Genomic DNA, 13,932 nt, shown 5'->3' on the forward strand with positions numbered 1-13,932 from the left:
TGGCTCCATTGCGAAAAATCCACTTTTCGCGCCTCTTTTTGCTATTTCTTCCCGGACATCTCCGCGAATTGAACTGCGTGCCTCGCTGTCTTCTGGCAGGAAAGGGTGATGCCGCCCGAAGCCATCTCCCTGCCGCTCTACATCGATCTCGGGGCGACCTTCCTGTTCGCCGTCACTGGCGCGATGTTTGCCACCCGGCGGCATTACGACTGGGTCGGGCTGTTCGTCCTCGCGTTGTGCTCGGGGCTCGGCGGCGGCCTGTTGCGCGACGGCATTTTCATCAACGATGGCGCGCCCGCCGCCATGCGTCACGCGGGCTATCTGTGGGCCGTCATCGCGGGTTGCATTGCCGCCGGGCTCTTCCATCAGTTCGTTGGCAAACTCGACCGCCTCTTTCTCTACGCCGATGCGCTCGGCCTCGGCGCCTACGGCGTTGTCGGCACCACTAAAGCCGCCGCGGCCGGCCTCTCGCTGCCCGCGTCGATCTTCGTCGGCGTCGTCAACGCGGTCGGCGGGAGCCTCATTCGCGACGTCCTCACCAACACTGAATCGTTTCTCTTCAAGCCCGGTCAGTTCTATGTCGTGGCCGCGTTTTCCGGTTGCTCCAGTTACGTTGCGGCCACCGCCTGGCTGCACCTGCCCGCCGCCGTGGCCGCCGGCATCGCCATCGGCGTCACCTTCACCGCGCGCACTCTCTCCATCGTCTTCAATTGGAAAACCGCCTCGATCCTTCCCAAGCCAACACCGGAGGACGAGGAAGGTAACGCGAAGCGCTGACCGCACATTTGAAGCTTTCTACGGCGCCAGCGTTTTCAATTCCGCCTCGGCGAATTGGTATTCGACGTAAGTTTTTTGCTCCGTCGCCACGCATTTGTGAAAGCAATCGGTGGCGGTCGCCTGGTCCCCAGCGAGGAGTTTCTTCATTCCGGCGTAGTACCACGCTTCGCACTGTTGCCCGTGCTCCTTCTTCGGATCGGATGCGACAGTCGAAGCGAAAAGATCCGTCTCCGTCACGTTGCCTAGAAGATACCCGCCGACCGTTGAAACCCAGTCGCCGGCCGCCTTCTTGCGTTGGCCGAGATAAGCCGCGAGCTCCTCGTTGGCCGCCGGCGCTTCACCGAGTCGCATGCGGAGGAGCCACGTGTACAAGTGCGGATAATCCTGCTCGGTGTCGGTCAGCTCGAAGGAGCGCCGGTAATCCGTGAGAGCTTCGGTCCAGCGGCGCAGCAGCATCTGGCTGGTGGCGCGATAGCGGTAGCTTCGCCACTCTTTTGGATCCAGTTCGATGGCGCGAGTGAAGTCCGCCACGGATCGTTCCGTATCTCCCGCGGCCTTTTCGGCCAGGCCACGGCGCCGATACGAGAGGGCATTCTGGGGATCCAGTTCAATGGCCCGGCCGTAATCCGCGAGCGCGCCGGCGACGTCCCTCCGGGCGTTCTTCGCCTGGCCGCGCTGGATATAGGCGAGGAGGAAATTCGGATCCAGCTCCAGGGCTTGGGTATAGTCAAGGATGGCTCCGTCGAAGTCGCCTTGGGAGGATCGCGCGTTGCCTCTTTCGAGGTAAACCATCTTCTCTTTCAACTGGAATTCGATGGCTTTGTTGAAATCGGTGATCGCACCATCCATGTCGCCTTTCGATTCCCGGGCATAGCCGCGCTGGGCATAGGCCAGGGCGTATTTCGGATCGAGCTCGATGGCCTGGCTGTAGTCGGCAATCGCCCCACCGTCGTCGCCCTTCGAGGCCTTGGCGTAGCCGAGGTCGAGATGGGCTTCCTTGTCGTTCGGGGCGAGCGCGATCGCCTGCGTGAAGTCGCTGATGGCCCCGTCAAAGTCGTGCTGCGCCTCCTTCACCCGGCCGCGATAGCTGTAAGCCTTTGCGCTTTTCGGATCGAGCGCGATTGCACGATCGTAGTCCGTCAACGAGCCCGTGAGGTCGCCTTTCGCCCAGCGGGCGAAGCCGCGTCTCCGATAGGCGGCCGTGTATTGGGGGTCGAGCGCGATGGCCCGATCAAAGTCGGAAATCGCCCCGGCGAGGTCATCCTTCGATTTTCTGGCCACACCGCGGTCCGCGTAGAGCTGCTTATCTTTCGGGCTGAGCGCAATGGCCTGCGTGTAGTCCGCAATGGCGCCATCGTAATCTCCCTTCGATTCTTTCGCGCCAGCCCGGCACATATAGGAATTGGGTTGTTTTGGATCGAGGACGATCGACTGGTCGAGGTCCGCAATGGCGCCATCCAGGTCCCCCTTGAATCTGCGGGCATAGCCCCGATTGCTGTAGCCGCTGGCGGCCTTGGGATCGAGTTCGATCCCGCGGGTGCTGTCTGCGATGGCGCCATCGTAGTCACGTTGGCAATTGCGCGCATACGCCCTCGAGATATAGAGCGCGTGATTTTGCGGAGTGAGCTTGATCGCCTTTGTGTAGTCGGCAATGGCTTCGTCGTATTGGTCCCGATCGACGAACGCCCGGGCGCGGTCGGCATAGGCGCGGACATCTTTCGGGTTCTTGGCAATGCGGCGCGTGCGGTCCGCGATGATGTTTTCCGGCTTTTTGCGGTCCACCTGCTGCTGCACGAATTTGCGCAGGTACACGCTGCTCTCGAAACTCGCAAAAAGCCCACCCATTACCGCGAGCGCAATGCCGACCACGAGGATGATCCGCACATTGCGACTCAACCCCGGGCGGGGCGGAATCGGCGGCGGCACGGGCGGGGGTATTGCCATCCCGAAAGCAAAACGCCCCGCGTCCCGACCGGCAAGCGCGAAGGCGGGCCCTCATGGCCAGGCAATCGGATGTCGAGAGGGCCGTTTAGCTGGCCCGCAATTGCGCCCGGCTTAGAAATTGGCATTGTCCTCGGGCCGATCTCCGCTTGTTATTTCCGGCGCTCCATCCCGCTCATGCTTTTTCGCCGATTCTCTTCCCTTTTTGTCTTCGCGCTGATCGTCGGCGGGTGGGGTGTGCTTGGTGGATCGGTGGTGGCGAAGGATAGCGAGCCGATCGAGATCAAGGCGGTGGCGGGCCTGCGCTACGATCCGCCGCGGTTCGTGGTCAAGCCGGGGGCGAAGGTGCGGCTGGAGGTCGAGAATACCGACGACATGGCGCACAATTTCGTGATCGTCGCCCCGGGCGGGCGCATGGAGGTGGTCAATGCGTCGATGACCATGCCGATCACCCCGGAACAGACCTTCATCCCCAAGAGCGACAAGATTCTTTTCCATACGCCGGTGATGATCCCAGGCAAGGCGGCCGTGCTCGAATTCACCGCGCCGAAAGAGGAGGGGGTGTATCCATATGTGTGCACGTATCCGGGGCACGGCATGGTGATGTTCGGCGCGATGTACGTGACGAAGCAGAAGGAGAAGGAACTGCCGGGCATCGGCGACGATGAGAACCTGCCCGATCTCATCCGCGAGCAGGCAAAAAACCCGATCTTCCACGCCTACCCTGTCGATGTGCCGCACTGGTATCGCATCTTCATGCGCGACAGCGGGCCGGCTTCCATCGCGGTGCAATTGCCCGATGGTCAGAACTACTGCTGGGACGCGGGTGCGTGCCGCTTGCGCTATGTGTGGCGCGGCGGATTCGTCGATCCCATGGCGCACTGGTCCACGAATGGTGACGCCCTGGCCGAGGTGAAGGGGAGAATCTACTACCGCTCGGCGCCGTACTTTCCATTGCGGTTTGGCGACGAAAAGAAGGTTCCGCACGAGATCCATTTTCGCGGCTACAACATCGTCGAGGGGCTGCCGGAGTTCCACTACCAGGTCGATGGCGCGGACGTCCATGAGCTGATCAAGGCCGCGCATCATGGCGGCTTCGAGGAGACGTTCAAGATCAGCGGGACGAAAGCGAACGTGTTCTTCGTGACCGATCCGAATGGCGGCGCGACCGTGGCCTCCGAGGCGGGAAAGTTCACCGATGGCGTGCTGAAATTGCCCGCGGCCAAGGCGAAGGAGTTCACCGTTTCCTTCACTGAAATCGTGAACAAGGAGCCGGTTGGTTATTGGTCGATGGATGATGTGCTGAACGTGAAAAAACCGCTGCCCGTGCCCGGCGTGAAAAACCGCGCGCTCGTCTTCGACGGCAAAAAAGCGCAGCACGACACGGGCCTGAAAACCGAGACGCTCGGCGCGGACACGACATTCTGCGTGTGGATGCAACTGAGCAATCCGCCCGCTCCCGATCAAGTGGGCATTGGCGCGGCGGAGGGGGACGGGGAGTTCGCGCTCGGGGCCAATCTGGCGGGCATTGGCGGTTACGGAGTGCGGGTGAAGAATGCGAATCAGGACGCGAAGATCATTGCCGCCGTGCCGACGGAAGCCGATGGCAACTGGCACCATCTCGCGGCCACGCTCAGCCCCAAGGGGCTGCGTTTTTACTTCGATGGCAAACCGGCCGGTTCCGGTGCGCCCGCCTCGCTGCCTCCGGGCGCGGAGTTTTATCTTGGCTCCAATGGTAGCACGCACTTCACCGCAGCGACGCTTGACGAAGCGCGCATCTACGCCCGCGTGCTCGATGCGAAGGAGATCGCCGCGATCTACGAAAACGAACGCCCCAAAGGACCGGTGGGAGGGCCGCCGCCGAAAGCCCCGGCCGGCGGCCACGCCAAACCGGCCGCCGCGGACCAGCCGAAACCTGCGCCTGTGGAGCCGGCGAAACCGGCCCCTGCGGCGCCCGCGAAACCCGCTCCAGCCGCGCACCCGAAATCGACTCCGAAACCGGCCAAATGAAACGCTTTCTCCTGCCTCTTATTCTCGCCGCGCGCGTGGCCTTGGGCGCGGACGACCTCGGACCCAGTCCTTACTACACGGTCGAAAATATCGCCACGCCGCCGGGCCTTTCGGCGGAAGTCGGAGGTCTCGCTTTCGCGCCCGATGGCCGGCTCGTGGCGTGCTTCCATCGCGGCGAAGTTTATTTCTACGACCCGGCGAAAAAGGAGTGGAAACTTTTCGCGCAAGGCTTGCATGACCCGCTCGGCATCGTCGCGCCGAAGAATGACGAAGTGATCGTCATGCAGCGCTCGGAGTTGACGCGCCTGCGCGACACCGATGGCGATGGCGTGGCCGATAGCTACGAGACGATCTGCGATTCTTTCGGCATGACGGGCAACTACCACGAGTTCGCCTTCGGCCCGCTGCCCGCGCCGGATGGCGGGTGGTTCGTGGCGCTCAATACCGCTTCGAATGGTGCGGGCATCCGCCAGGAATTGCGCGGTGAATTCCGCGACCGCGGACGCGAGGGGCGCATGTATTCGGTGGTGCCGTGGCGCGGCTGGGTAGTGAAGATCGCGCCCGACGGGAAGCTCACGCCGTGGGCCTCCGGCTTTCGCTCGCCGAACGGCCTCGGCTACGACACGAAGGGCCGGCTCTTCGTGACCGACAACCAGGGCGACTGGCTCGGCGCGTGCCCGCTCTATCACGTGGAGAAAGGCAAATTCTACGGCCATCCCGCGGCGCTTACCTGGAAACCCGGCGAGACACGTGACCCGGTGGCGATCCCACCGAAGGAGCTCGATGCCACGCGCACGCGCGGCAGCATTATTTTTCCGTATAACTCGATGTCGAATTCGCCCACGCAGCCGCTCACGGACACGACGGCGGGAAAGTTTGGGCCCTTCGCCGGGCAAATGCTCGTGGGCGAGATGAATCGCGCGCGGATGCTGCGGGTGGCCATGGAGGAAGTGGACGGGCAATTGCAGGGAATGGCCGTGGCGTTGCTCGAAAATCACGGCTTGCACAAGGGCGACAACCGCGTGGCCTTCGCGCCGGATGGCAGCTTGTGGGTCGGGCAGACCGATCATGGCTGGGCAGGGGACAAGGGCATCCAGCGCATCACGTGGACGGGCAAGGTGCCGCTCGACGTGAAGGAAATGCATCTCACGAAGACAGGCTTCGAAATGACCTTTACGCAGCCGCTGGAAACGTCCGCGGCGGGCAACCCGGAATCGTACAAGGTGCGCCGCTACTATTACGAATACCACGCGCCGTACGGATCGCCGGAATTCGATCCCCAGGAGGTCGTGCCGAAATCCGTCGCGCTGTCGCAGGATCGCACCAAGGTGACGCTGGAATTCGATCCGCTCGTGGCCTGGCGCATCTATGAATTTCATCTCGATGCGCTGAAGAGCGACGACGGCACAGCCATCGCGAACCCGCTGGTCGCCTACACGCTCAATCACCTCGTGGGTGCCAAGACTCCACCGCCACCACCGCCCGGCCCGGGGCCGAAGGAAGAGGCCAAGGCAGCCGAGGAGAAGAAAACTGAGGACAAGAAGGCCGCAGAGAGGAAGACGGACGAGCAGAAGCCCGCGGAGAAGAAGCCTGAACCCGCAAAAGAGGATGCCAAGAAAGAGGACGCTGCCAAGGCCACGCCGACGCCCGCGCCAAAGTCGACGCCCAAGCCAGCCGCCCCTGGCAAGAAAGCGACGCCGGCTCCAGCTACGCCCGCGCCGACCGCCACACCCAAGCCCAAAGGCGGCAAGCCGAAGCCAGCTACGCCGACTCCCTCGCCCACGCCGAAGAAGAAATCGGGGGCGTGACATCGCACTTGCCAGCGGCCCGCGTGTCGTCCAGATTCGCCCTCCCTTTTTTCACCCACGCAACGAAGAACTCTCCCTACTGACTCCTATGGCCGCCGCCAACGATCTCCGCAAAGGAATGTGCATCCGCTACAATGGCAACCCCGCCATCGTCCTCGAAGTGCAGCACCGCACGCCGGGCAACCTGCGCGCCTTCGTGCAGGCCATCATCCGCTACATCGGCACCGGCAAGAGCGCGGACGTGCGCTTTGGCTCGACGGACAAAGTCGACACGGTCGACGTGGAGCGCAAGGAACTGGAGTTTTCCTACAAGGATGTTTCCGGCTTCCACTTCATGGACCCGGAGAACTACGAGACGGTCGATTTCGACGAAACATTTGTCGGCGACACCAAGGAATACCTGACCGAAAACCTGAAGGTCGAAGTGCTCTACGTGCAAGGCAAGGCCGCGAGCATCGCCTTGCCGTCGTCGGTGGTCCTCACCGTCACCGAAAGTGCCGAAGGCGTGCGGGGCGATAGCGCGAACAACGTGCAGAAGCCGGCCACTCTCGAGACGGGCAAGATCGTCCAGGTGCCGCTCTTCGTGAAGGAAGGCGAGAAGATCAAAGTCTCGACCGAGACCGGCGCCTACATGGGTCGCGCGTAAGGGGGGAAGGTAGATAGCGGAGAGGGGATAGTGGAGAGCCGCGCTTCCTGATTCGCCATCCACTTTGCATCCGTGCGCGTTTGGCTTTACGGAAGCAGCGCCGGCCTGCTATTCACGCCGCGCGCGTGAGCCGAAAGAAATCATCTGCCAATCGTAAGGCATCCAGCCGCCTGGCATTTCAGCCGTCGGCGACGATGGCACGGGTGTGGGCCATTCCCCAGCGCTGGCTGAAAAATGTCACCGGCTTTTTCTTGCTGCCGGTGGTCTGGATTTTCACGAAGACTTTCTTCAACGTGTTTTCCAAGGCGGGGCACGACTCCGAGTTTTGGATGAGCGAGGAGTTCTGGTTCTTCGCGCTGGGGGCGGCGCTGTGGACGCTGTGGTTCTTCGGCAGCATCTGGGCGCTGGGGCAGCCGCGTCCGCTGCGGGCCTACGTCTTCGGCCACGAGCTCACGCACGCCATCTGGGTTTGGCTCTGGGGTGGGCGGGTGAGTCGGATGGAGGTGTCCCGGGAAGGCGGCTTCATCATCACCGATACGCACAATTTTTGGATCGCGCTCGCGCCCTACTTTTATCCGCTCTACAGCCTCGTCGTCGTCCTCGGCTTCGGCATGGCCAGCCTCTTCGTGGATATCACCCGCATCGAGGACACCTTCATGTTCATGACGCCGCTCCAGTGGCTTTTCCTGCTGCTCGGCGCGACCTGGGCCTTCCATCTCTGCTTCACGATCTGGATGATTCCCAAAGGGCAGACCGACCTCACTTATCACGGCACGTTTTTCTCCCTCGTTATCATCTATTTGATGAACCTGCTGCTCGTTGCGGTTTTCCTCATCGTGGCCTCGCGTCACTTGAGCTTCGCGAGTTTCGGCCGCGAGCTTCTCGAGAACACCGAGAGCTTTTCCACGATGGCTTGGTCGTGCTGGCAGCAAGTACGAGCGGCGGCGTCCGCGCGGTAAGAAACGGCCGGGGCCGATTTTTGCCTTCTCACCGCCGCAGGGTTTGCTTACTCTCTCCCCGTTCATCGCTCCCCAGAGCGACTCACTTCACCCGGCCTGCCATGAAAACGATTTCGAATTCTCTGCTGCCCATGCTCTTCAGCATCGCGGCTCTCTCCACCAGTTTCGCCGGTCCCGATGGGGGCGAAAGAGGTGGAATTCCCACCCGCGATCTCGCGCCACGTTGCGAGAAGCACTATATCGACCGCACGGGGACGCAGGTGTTCCGGTGGGATCCGGTCGGTGCGGATCCGCGGCCGATGACTGTCCTTTGTTTCGACGTGGACGGGGCGCGCGAATACCAGCGCGTGCCGCTGCACCTTGGCTTCGGCGATGTCGCGCTCGTCACTGCTTGCGGCAGTTGGCAGTTCAGCGCCGGCGGCGCCTACTATAAATTCGGACCGGAAGGCGACGGCACCATGCCGGAAACGACCCTCACCGGGTTACGGGCTGCGGCCGGTTCGCTCCTCATGGACGTGCACTACTACCGCTACTCGGACCGTTTTGTCTTCTCCGGCCCCGGCCAACCCATTGCCGTTCATGGGCCCTGCGAGAGCATCACCTTCATCGCGCACGACCAATTGGTGACCCGGGGAGTCGATTCCAAGGGCTTGCTCCACGTGCGGATCCAGATTCTCGACTCGTTGCTGGTGGCGGCGGGCGAGGGTAAAGAGGCCAAAGGGTACGCCAAATAGCCAGTTTTCACTGGGGAGATCCCAAGACCATTGCCGGGCGGGCGTTTGACCCTCTTGGGAATATGGCGCGATTTCTTTTGACGCTACGGGGGAGTGCCCCCTAATTGTAATCGCTTTTTGCCCCTGCGAGTGCCCTATGAAAGGCGGGTTCCGAAAAAACCGCCGCGCTTGTATCGATGCAAGAACGTCACCCCGACATAACTTTTTACGATTACGAAGAGGTTCATACTGAATGTTTAATGGAATTTTTGGGCTGCTCTCAAACGACATTGGCATCGATCTAGGCACGGCGAATACGCTCGTTTACGTCAAGGATCACGGCATTGTTCTCCGCGAACCGTCCGTGGTCGCCGTGCAGGTGGGCACCAGCCACGTGCTCGCCGTGGGCGATGAAGCCAAGCGCATGCTCGGGCGCACCCCGGGAAATATTGTGGCCATTCGGCCATTGAAAGACGGCGTCATCGCCGATTTCGAAATCACCGAGGCCATGCTGCGGCATTTCATTCACAAGGTGCACAACCGGCGGACGCTGTTTAAACCGCGTCCCCGCGTGGTCATCGCCGTGCCCAGCGGCATCACCGAAGTGGAAAAGCGCGCGGTCAAGGAATCCGCCCTCCGGGCCGGTGCGCGCGAAGTGCATCTCATCGAGGAACCCATGGCCGCGGCGATCGGTTGCGGCCTGCCCGTGCAGGACGCAGCGGGCAACATGATCATCGACATTGGCGGCGGCACCACGGAAGTGGCGCTCATTTCCCTTTCCGGCATCGTCTTCTGCCGTAGCGTCCGCGTGGCAGGCGATGAACTCGACGAGGCGATCATCCAGTACATGAAGCGCGCCTACAACTTGATGATCGGCGAGCGCACCGCGGAAGACATCAAGATCAAGATCGGCAGCGCCTACCCCATCGAGAAGGAGACGACGATGGAAGTAAAAGGCCGCGATCTCGTGGCCGGCTTGCCGAAAACACTCACCATTACCTCGCAGGAAGTGCGCGAGGCGTTGCTCGAACCGATCTCGACGATTGTCGACTCGGTCCGCGTGACCCTCGAGCGCTGCCCGCCCGAACTTTCCGCCGACCTTGTTGACCGTGGGCTTGTGCTCGCGGGCGGCGGCGCGCTCTTGCGCGGCCTCGATCGTTTGCTTACCGAAGAAACAGGATTGCCGGTCCACGTGGCCGAGGATCCGCTCAGCGCCGTGGCCGAAGGCACGGGTCGCGCCTTGAGCGAGATCAAGTTCCTGCGCCAGGTAGCGACGAGCGACAGCCGCTGGTCGCATTAATCCATCCGCGGGCATGACCGCTTTCGCTAAACGCCAATTTCCAGGGACCACGGTCCGGCACATCGCCTGGGCCGTTCCGCATCGCATCGCATGAGCCGACGCCTCGTTATTCCATCCGTCATCATTTTTGTCGTTGCCACGGGGTTCATTCTTTTCCTCAGCCCGCACAATATGCGGAGCGTGCAGGCGGGTTTTCTCGGCACCATTTCCCCGTTCTTGAAAACGGGTTCGTCCGTCGACAAGAAGTACCGCGATTTCCGGGAAGGGCTCAAATCGCTCGAGCAACTCGAGGAGGAAAACAAACGCCTCGTCGTGGCCAACAAGGAAATGAGCGCCACGAACCAGACCCTGCGCGGCTTGGAAGCCGAAAACAACCGCCTGCGCAATGCGCTCGGCTACCGCGAGCGCGCGGTTTTCAAGCTCCTCCCGGCGCGGATCATCTCGCGGGATGCCTCCACTTGGTACAACGAGATCATCATTGATCGTGGAGCGGCGGATGGGCTTAAGGAAGAGGGCGACCAGGCAGTGCTCACCGAAGAAGGGTTGGTCGGCAAAACCACGGTGGTTTCGGACCATTCGGCGACCGTCGTGCTCATTTCGGATGAAGCCTGCCGCGTGGCGGCGAGTGTCGAGGGCACGCGCGAGCAGGGAGTGGTGCGGGGCGAGCGCGCCTCCAGTGGCTCGACCCCCAGCATCGGTCTCAACTTTCTTTCCAAGGAGGCCAACCTCAAGTCGGGCTCCAATATTTACACGTCGGGCGCCGGCGGGGTGTTTCCCTCCGGGGTGCTGATCGGCCAGGTCCGGGAATTCCAGAAGCGGGTCCTCGACGGCCATGCCAGCGTCGTGCCCGCCGTCGATCTCACCACCCTGGAGGACGTTTTCGTCGTTGTCGGAGACGCCAAGTGATCTTCTTCCTTCTGCTTCTCGTTGCGATGTTTTTGGCGCTGGTGGTGCAGCACTTCATTGGGCCTCTGCCGGTGATCGGCTCACGCGTGCTGCTCATGCCAATCATCATGTTTTACGGCGCGCTCGCGTTGCCCACGCCCGGCATGCTGGTGCTGGCCTTTTGCGGCGGGTTGATGTGGGACGCGCTGCATATGCAAATCGTCAACGGCAATGTTGAAATCGCGCTGGGCTGGTCGATAGTCCTCTACGCCGCATTGGGTGCGCTGATGGGTGGCTTCCGGCCGCTCTTTCAGCGCGGCCGCTGGGAAATCCACTGCCTGCTCAGTGGCGTTTGCACCTCTATGATCGTTCTCGCCGAATACCTCATGATCACTTTCCGGCGCGAGCCGGTGTTCTTCCTTTTCAACAAGGAAATCTGGTGGCGCATTGGCGGCGCGGGTCTCGTCGCGGCGCTGCTCTCGCCCTTCTTCTTCTTCACCCTCAATTACATCGCGTTCATCGTCGGCTACGACACACAGCCGGCGCGCAACGCCAAACGGTCTCGTTGATATGGCCAGCCGCCCTTCCACCGAACTGCGTCTCATCTTTCTCGGATTCATCATCCTCTGCGGACTCGGCGTCCTCGTGACCAAACTCTGGTGGGAGCAGGTCGCGCGCGGGCAGATCTGGTCCAAAAAAATCGCCAACCGATCGGAAGTGACGGTGCGCATCCCCAGCGTGCGCGGTGAGATCCGCGACCGCAACGGCGTGACGCTCGTGGCCAATCGCGCGAGCTACGAGGTCGATTTTTATCTACCCGATATGGTGCGCGGCTTCCGGCGGGAGATGGGCTACACCCCGCTGGTGGAATATCTCGCGACGGTCAAGCAGATGAAGACCAAGCAGAAAGAGGCGGACATCGTGAAGATCGTGAACGACTCGGTCATTCCGCGCCTCAACGAACTGGACATCGCGAAAGACTACAATTCCGAGCACCTCCAAAAGCACTATCGCAACGATACCCTCGTACCGTTTACCTACGAGGAGGAGGTCGATTTCAAGACCATCGCGAAATTCTCCGAGCATAACGTGGGTCTCCCCGGAGTGGAGATTTCCGTGAAGCCCGTGCGGCAATATGTCTACGGCGCGCTCGCCTCGCACATGCTCGGCTACGTCGGGGCGCCGCTCGATGTCAATCTGCTGCCCGACATCACCAAATACACCTTTTACCAGCCGGACGTGGAGGGGAAGTCGCAGATCGAGGCGGGCATGGACAAGTATCTCCGCGGCTCGCCGGGCATGCGCGTCCTGCGCAAGAGCGTCAAAGGCGTCATCGAGAGCGAGGACCGGGTCGACCCGCCGAAGCCCGGCGCCAATGTCTACCTCACGCTCGACGCCCGCATTCAATACATCACCGAGCAGGCCCTGCGGCATCCGCAGCTCGGACGCGCGGCGGCGGTCGTTGTCGACCCCAACAATGGCGACATCCTCGCGATGGCCTCGGTGCCGTCGTTCGACCCCAATGTCTTCATCCCCAGCGTCTCCGCGACGGAGTGGAAGAAGCTCAATACCGACCCGGCCATCCCGTTGATCAGCCGCGCGGTCAGCGCTTTCCCGCCCGGGTCGACCTTCAAGATCGTCACTGGCCTCGGTGGGCTGCGCAAGAACATGGGCAACGCCAAGTTCAACTGCCCCGGCGGCATCAGCTATGGCGATCACTACTTCAAGTGCTGGATCGCCGACAAGCACGGCACCCACGGCACGGTCGGCCTCGCCGACGCGCTCCGGGTTTCCTGCGACTGCTTTTTCTACCAGTACGGCAACGCCGCCGGCATGGAGTCCGTCGATGAAATCGGCAAGATCCTCGGCATCGGCGAGCACTACGACATCGGCCTGCAGGATGAAAAGGACGGCGTCATGCCCGGGCCGGCCTGGATCAAGACGAAGTATCCCGACATCAAATGGACGAGTGCGCAAACGGCGAACGCCTCCATCGGCCAGGGTTACGTGCTGGCCAGCCCCTTGCAGATGGCCATGGCCTATGCCGCCGTGGCCAACGGGGGCATCGCCTACGAACCGCGACTGGTCAAGACGGTGCTCACTCCGGAAGGCAAGCCAGTGCTCGACGACAGCGGCCAGGAGGCCGTGCCGGACAAACCGAAAGTCCGCGGTGACTTGCGCTCGCAGGTGACGAAGGAGCAACTCGAGATCATCCGCCACGGTCTCTGGATGGTCGTGAATGAAGCTGGCGGCACCGGCGCCAAGTCGCGCGTCAAGGGGATTACCGTCGCCGGGAAGACGGGGAGCGCCCAATGCACCGACCGCGGCAAGGAAGACATGATCGCTTGGTTCTGTTGCTTTGCACCGTATGACAAGCCGCGCTATGCCATTTGCACGATGGTGCAAGGAGGCCACCACGGAGGCAGCGTGGCGGCGCCCATCGCCCAGCACATTCTTGAGCAGGTCATTTCCATGGAGCAGGGAAACCTCAACGTCGAACTCACCAAGCTTGAGCCAGCCCACAGCTCCCATCCCTTCGATAAGATCGAAGCCCTCACCGATTACAAAACCAACACCGGTTCCCTCATCACCCCCGAGGAAGAAGAAGGCGCCGATACCCACGGCGGCGGCGCCAAGCCGGACATGGGCGGCAATGGTGCCGCCCCCGACATCCGTGCCGAAGCGGATGCGCGTGGCAAAGTCCAGCAAGGGCGCACCGCGCCCACCCCCAAACCCGTCGACAACCGCAGTTTCCTCCAGAAATTCTTCGGCGTTAAACCCTCTGCTCCCAACCCCCCGCGTCCCTCCGGCCCCCCTAGCCGCGGTGCGCATTAGCACGTGCTCTCAAAGCTTTACCCCAAACTCCTTTCCATGACCGAACGCGTCAAAAGAT

11 protein-coding genes are annotated in these 13,932 nt (G+C 61.9%); 10 read left to right on the forward strand and 1 reads right to left on the reverse strand.

The window, feature by feature from the left end:
- Positions 1 to 108: 108 nt before the first annotated feature.
- Positions 109 to 777, forward strand: coding sequence for a TRIC cation channel family protein (locus tag ABJF10_RS21560; RefSeq protein WP_348546675.1), 669 nt, complete (start codon positions 109 to 111; stop codon positions 775 to 777).
- Between the two features lie 18 nt (positions 778 to 795).
- On the opposite strand, the gene ABJF10_RS21565 is transcribed toward ABJF10_RS21560, so the two are convergent.
- Positions 796 to 2,703 carry a tetratricopeptide repeat protein gene (locus tag ABJF10_RS21565; RefSeq protein WP_348546676.1) on the reverse strand — a complete coding sequence of 636 codons (1,908 nt, stop codon included), beginning with the start codon at positions 2,701 to 2,703 and terminating at the stop codon, positions 796 to 798.
- Positions 2,704 to 2,895: 192 nt separating this feature from the next.
- Between ABJF10_RS21565 and ABJF10_RS21570 the strand changes: the two genes are divergently transcribed.
- From ABJF10_RS21570 to mrdA, 9 genes are all read left to right on the forward strand, one after another.
- Positions 2,896 to 4,728, forward strand: a complete 1,833-nt coding sequence (locus ABJF10_RS21570; RefSeq protein WP_348546677.1) for a LamG-like jellyroll fold domain-containing protein — start codon at positions 2,896 to 2,898, stop codon at positions 4,726 to 4,728.
- Entirely contained in the window at positions 4,725 to 6,536 is a 1,812-nt protein-coding gene (locus ABJF10_RS21575) for a hypothetical protein (protein ID WP_348546678.1), read from the forward strand. Before ABJF10_RS21570 ends, ABJF10_RS21575 begins: the two co-directional genes overlap by 4 nt.
- A gap of 88 nt (positions 6,537 to 6,624) precedes the next feature.
- On the forward strand, positions 6,625 to 7,182 hold the full coding sequence (efp, locus tag ABJF10_RS21580) for an elongation factor P (protein ID WP_348546679.1): 558 nt from the start codon (positions 6,625 to 6,627) through the stop codon (positions 7,180 to 7,182).
- A 125-nt stretch (positions 7,183 to 7,307) separates the two neighbouring features.
- A complete protein-coding gene (locus ABJF10_RS21585; protein WP_348546680.1) occupies positions 7,308 to 8,141 on the forward strand; it encodes a hypothetical protein in 834 nt (277 codons plus the stop codon).
- Between the two features lie 101 nt (positions 8,142 to 8,242).
- A complete protein-coding gene (locus ABJF10_RS21590; RefSeq protein ID WP_348546681.1) occupies positions 8,243 to 8,875 on the forward strand; it encodes a hypothetical protein in 633 nt (210 codons plus the stop codon).
- Positions 8,876 to 9,107: 232 nt separating this feature from the next.
- Positions 9,108 to 10,154: a rod shape-determining protein gene (locus ABJF10_RS21595; protein ID WP_131989528.1), complete on the forward strand. Its 1,047-nt coding sequence runs from the start codon at positions 9,108 to 9,110 to the stop codon at positions 10,152 to 10,154.
- 90 nt (positions 10,155 to 10,244) lie between these two features.
- Positions 10,245 to 11,060, forward strand: a complete 816-nt coding sequence (gene mreC, locus ABJF10_RS21600; RefSeq protein WP_348546682.1) for a rod shape-determining protein MreC — start codon at positions 10,245 to 10,247, stop codon at positions 11,058 to 11,060.
- The gene (locus tag ABJF10_RS21605) at positions 11,057 to 11,608 is read left to right on the forward strand and encodes a hypothetical protein (protein WP_348546683.1); all 552 of its coding nucleotides are present in this window, start codon (positions 11,057 to 11,059) and stop codon (positions 11,606 to 11,608) included. The genes mreC and ABJF10_RS21605 overlap by 4 nt, the downstream gene beginning before the upstream one ends.
- A 1-nt stretch (position 11,609) precedes the next feature.
- A complete protein-coding gene (gene mrdA, locus ABJF10_RS21610) occupies positions 11,610 to 13,874 on the forward strand; it encodes a penicillin-binding protein 2 (RefSeq protein WP_348546684.1) in 2,265 nt (754 codons plus the stop codon).
- Positions 13,875 to 13,932 lie beyond the last annotated feature (58 nt).

This window comes from Chthoniobacter sp., assembly GCF_040003245.1.
Lineage (GTDB): Bacteria > Verrucomicrobiota > Verrucomicrobiia > Chthoniobacterales > Chthoniobacteraceae > Chthoniobacter.

Bases quoted from the DNA above. Each gene is read 5' to 3' on its own strand.
- ABJF10_RS21575 (WP_348546678.1), top strand. From the start codon at position 4,725: ATGAAACGCTTTCTCCTGCCTCTTATTCTCGCCGCGCGCGTGGCCTTG.
- mrdA (WP_348546684.1), top strand. From the start codon at position 11,610: ATGGCCAGCCGCCCTTCCACCGAACTGCGTCTCATCTTTCTCGGATTC.
- mreC (WP_348546682.1), top strand. From the start codon at position 10,245: ATGAGCCGACGCCTCGTTATTCCATCCGTCATCATTTTTGTCGTTGCC.
- ABJF10_RS21595 (WP_131989528.1), top strand. From the start codon at position 9,108: ATGTTTAATGGAATTTTTGGGCTGCTCTCAAACGACATTGGCATCGAT.
- ABJF10_RS21560 (WP_348546675.1), top strand. From the start codon at position 109: ATGCCGCCCGAAGCCATCTCCCTGCCGCTCTACATCGATCTCGGGGCG.
- efp (WP_348546679.1), top strand. From the start codon at position 6,625: ATGGCCGCCGCCAACGATCTCCGCAAAGGAATGTGCATCCGCTACAAT.
- ABJF10_RS21570 (WP_348546677.1), top strand. From the start codon at position 2,896: ATGCTTTTTCGCCGATTCTCTTCCCTTTTTGTCTTCGCGCTGATCGTC.
- ABJF10_RS21590 (WP_348546681.1), top strand. From the start codon at position 8,243: ATGAAAACGATTTCGAATTCTCTGCTGCCCATGCTCTTCAGCATCGCG.